The organism is Lysinibacillus sp. FJAT-14745 (assembly GCF_001275675.1).
Classification (GTDB): Bacteria; Bacillota; Bacilli; order Bacillales_A; family Planococcaceae; genus Lysinibacillus.
In genome coordinates, this window is the sequence record NZ_LITM01000006.1 from 578400 (window position 1) to 582701 (window position 4302).

Genomic DNA, 4302 nt, shown 5'->3' on the forward strand with positions numbered 1-4302 from the left:
TTTTCACTTTTTTTCTATACTTCAATGGAAATTTATTGAATTTTTTATGGTCAACCCCAAGTTATGGTGATGAGCCATTTTTAGCTACAAAAAGTAGTAGTTATACTTTATAATAATAGAAAAATATACTGAATGTCTATTCATTTTTTAGGGGGATATACTTATGGAGAAAAGGATTCGCTACGACACAAGAAAAGTTCATCGTGTTAATTTATCTATCATTTCAATTTTGGCAGTGCTAATTTGTGGACCGATGATATTTTCAAAGGGCATTATGTTCTTATTTGTTGGACTTGGCGCTATGGCATTAGCAGTTTGTAATTATTTTTTACCAATTAATACATACGTTAAAGGCTTTATTTTTGGAATGATTCCTTCGAGTGTTGTCTTTACGTTATTTATAGTCGATAGCTTTTCATTAACTAAACATTATATTTTACTTTGTTCGGTGGCCATTGTCGCTCTTTATTTTAAGAAAGAATTATTAGTATTTTTTGGCGTGCTAACAAACATCAGTTTTCTGATTCTTTATATTGCTAAGTCTGAATCATTATTAGGGCCATCTGATGATATGATCGTTTTCATTACGCTTCTTACGATGATGAATGGTGTTATCATTGCATTGTATTTAATCGCAAAATGGGGCAATGAACTAATTGAACATGCAGCAATTCAGCAAAGCGAAGTGGAAACGTCATTAAATCAGCTTGAGAATACGTTTCAGGAAATTGATAAAAGTAGTCGAGCATTGGATGAGCACGTTACACAATTCCAACAAACGATGCAGAGTATAACTGGAACAAGTAAACAAATTCTTTTAGCTACTGAGGATATTTCCGCAAGTATTCAGCAGGAGTCATCTAGTCTACAAATGATTCATGGCACGATGAAGGAATCTGTGCATTTTGTTAGCGAAACATTCGCAATTTCAAAGAATACTGTATCTAAATCTACTGATCTGCAGCAGGAAATTTTAGTAGGTTGGGAGAAAATGCAGGATGCGATGGTGCAGATGGGCGTGATGAATCAAGCGATGAGTTCTACAGCCGAAACTGTGAATGAGCTACAGACTAGCTTGAAAACTGTAGATAGCTTGTTAAAGGGCATACAGCATATTGCAGAACAGACGAATTTACTTGCTCTTAATGCTGCAATTGAAGCGGCAAGAGCAGGGGAACATGGTAAAGGATTTGCCATCGTCGCAGATGAAGTGCGGAAATTAGCAGAAGAAAGTGCCGCCATTACGGTGAGCATTACGAATGTAACGAGAACTTTGTTCGAAAAATCAACAGAAGCATATCAACGCTCTGATGACGGTGAAAAAGCGTTGCAAAAGGGGGAAATGCTTTTACAAGACGTGAGCAACTTCTTCAATGTCTTAAAAGATTCATTTTCGAAGGCCAATGTAGATTTAACTAGAGGGATGAATGAGTTAAGCAACGCCATTTCGCAGTTTGAAACTATCCAAGTACAGATTGAAAAACTAAATGACATGACCGAGCAAAATGCAACTTCTACAGGCGAGATTGTGCACTCAGTGGAGGACGAAAATAATATGCTAAAAATGATGACGAACACAACTAGTCGAATTCAGGAATTAAGCCATACATTAAAGTCACTTGTTATGAAAAAGGAAAGGGAATCTTTTTAATAAACGAGAAGCCTAATATGTTCACGCAGTAATCAATCTAGAGAAATGTTAAAGTAAATTGGAGCGGGAGCTATGATGAAATTAATTTTATTTGGAAATTATTGATATTTCAGACTAAAGATTGATGTAAAAGGTTTGTGTTTTTAATATATTATTTCATAAATAAGGCTCTTTACCAAAATTTATGGATGACATATGTTAAAACGTATCGCATTTTTATAAGTTGATTTCCGTTCCGACTGGACGCCCCCAGGAAAGCGCCCAGTCGGAACGGAAATCAACCACACGTTATGGTGATGAGCTATAAACAATGATCAAATAAGGGGAGTATTGAAATGATTAAAGGTTTATATGAAGCACATTTACCAGTTAGTAATTTACAAAACTCGATAATATTTTATAAAAAATTAGGGTTAGAACTCGCCTATCAAAAAGGACAAGTTGCTTTTTTTTGGATTGTTAAAGGAGAAAGCTGGTTAGGTTTATGGGAAAGTGATAGTGTTCATTTAAAATACCATCCATCTATCCGACATTTGGCGTTTAAAATTGACGAAGAAGATCTTGAGCATGTAAAAGAGTGGTTATCTTCACTCGGCATTGAAGTTAGAACAGAATTTGGTTTTACACCCGAACATCAACCATTAGTACTGCCAAACAATCCTCATGCGCATGCTGCAATCTACTTTTCAGACCCAGATGGTAATTCATTAGAATTAATTACACCATTGAGACTGGATGTCGATGAAGATTTAACAATGATGTCTTTCGAGGAGTGGCGAATGCGTCAATCCATTTAACCGAATAATTTCTACTACAGTAAAAGAGCCTTCCGAAAAAAACGGTAAGGCTCTTTCCTTTTCAATGTGGGGAGGGTAACCACCACATTAGCCATTGGATACTTGCATTTTACATTAAAAGCATGAGTAGATTTTAATGAGCTTCAAGTTACATCTTTCATTGCACTGCTGTCATGATTGTATTTAAAAACTAATGCAAAAATAATTGCCAAAATGAGGGTATATACGCCAAATGACAACCAAATATATTGCCAATTTCTTACTCCGTCAACTGTAAAATAATCAACTACTTTTCCACTAATGACAGCTCCTAAATAGGCGCCAATGCCATTGACCATTGTACTAAATAATCCTTGAGCACTGCCGCGAATGCGGTGGTCGACTTCTTTTTCCACAAAAATGGCTCCCGAAATATTAAAGAAATCGAAGGCACAACCGTAAACAATCATTGATAACAACAATAGTAAAAATCCTCCGCCAATCGGGCTTCCGTATCCAAAGAAAACAAAACGTAATGTCCATCCAACCATACTAATTAGTATTACTTTTTTAATGCCATACTTACGTAAAAAAAATGGTATGGTCAGAATAAAGAATACCTCTGAAATTTGTGACACGGATAATAAAATAGCTGGATATTTTACCGCAAAGCTATTTTTATAATCAGGGTTCAATGCAAAGTCGTGTAAAAATGGATCTCCGAATGTGTTTGTAATTTGAAGTGCAACACCTAATAGCATTGCAAAAATTAAAAACAGAGCCATTTTTTTATCTTTAAACAGAACAAAAGCGTCTAGTCCCAAAAGGCTTACCAAAGACTTGTCCTTAATTGCATTAGAAGTTGGACAGGCAGGAAGAGAAATTGTGTATAGTGCAAGAAGCAACGAAGAACCACTAGCTATAAATAGCTGAATATTACTTAATTCAATTTTGGCAAGGCTAATAATCCACATTGCAAGAATAAAACCAATTGTCCCATAGACACGAATTGGTGGAAAATCCTTGACAACATCAAAGCCTTTGTTTTCCAGGTAATAATAAGAAATTGTATTCGATAAAGCAAGTGTTGGCATATAAACTATTGAGTTAAAGAGTATTACCCAAAACATCATTGTAGGATCTGAAATTTCAGCAGCGGTAAATAGGGTAATTGCACCGAGGAAATGTAGTATTCCGTATAACACATTTGCTTTTACCCAACGGTCCGCAATAATACCAATCAGACTTGGCATAATAATGGCCGCAAGACCGTTAGAACTATAGACGATTCCAACTTGCGCGCCAGTAAAATTCAATGTATTGATCATATAAGAACCAAACGTAACAAGCCAAGATCCCCAAATAAAAAACTGTAGAAAAATCATTATTTTAAGCCGTAATTTAATATTCATTTTTTCCTCCTATAGAAGGTGATGGAGTTTTTTTGCATTTTTAATAAAAATAAATGAACAAGGGTGCTATCTTATAATGTCTGTTTTAATGAGTTCATTATGCATTAATCGTGCAACTAAATTTTTTTGTCTTACTGAGGAAATAGAAAGCACCTTCTTCCATTAATTTCTACTTTGGATTCTGGAACTGTTGACATAACTAAAGCATTTGCTCTTACTGTCAGATTCATGCGGATTTTAATTGGATTGTTGCTATGGTGAAATTTGGGTTTTGGCTACATAGAAGGAAATATTGAGTGGAAAAGTAGTGGAATAACATCTTTTGAAGTTAACTATTCTTTTATGCCCCGGTATTAATCAAAACATAAGCATACTTTTAACATGTCCCAGGCGTGTTGATTAGGAAAAAATAAGTTTATTATTGAGCGATAAAAGGATTTTTTCGTTACCACTTTGCCAATAT

At 35.0% G+C, this 4302-nt stretch carries 3 protein-coding genes; 2 read left to right on the top strand and 1 reads right to left on the bottom strand.

All coding sequences use genetic code 11. The annotated features are described in order from the left end of the window. Window positions 1-163 precede the first annotated feature (163 nt). Window positions 164-1651, top strand: coding sequence for a methyl-accepting chemotaxis protein (locus AMS59_RS12890; protein ID WP_053484125.1), 1488 nt, complete (start codon window positions 164-166; stop codon window positions 1649-1651). A 335-nt stretch (window positions 1652-1986) separates the two neighbouring features. Continuing rightward, complete coding sequence (locus tag AMS59_RS12895; RefSeq protein WP_053484126.1) at window positions 1987-2448, top strand: VOC family protein; 462 nt, start codon at window positions 1987-1989, stop codon at window positions 2446-2448. 143 nt (window positions 2449-2591) lie between these two features. On the opposite strand, the gene AMS59_RS12900 is transcribed toward AMS59_RS12895, so the two are convergent. Continuing rightward, window positions 2592-3839 (bottom strand): nucleoside permease, encoded by a 1248-nt coding sequence (locus tag AMS59_RS12900; protein WP_053484127.1) that lies wholly within the window; start codon window positions 3837-3839, stop codon window positions 2592-2594. Window positions 3840-4302: the final 463 nt, after the last annotated feature.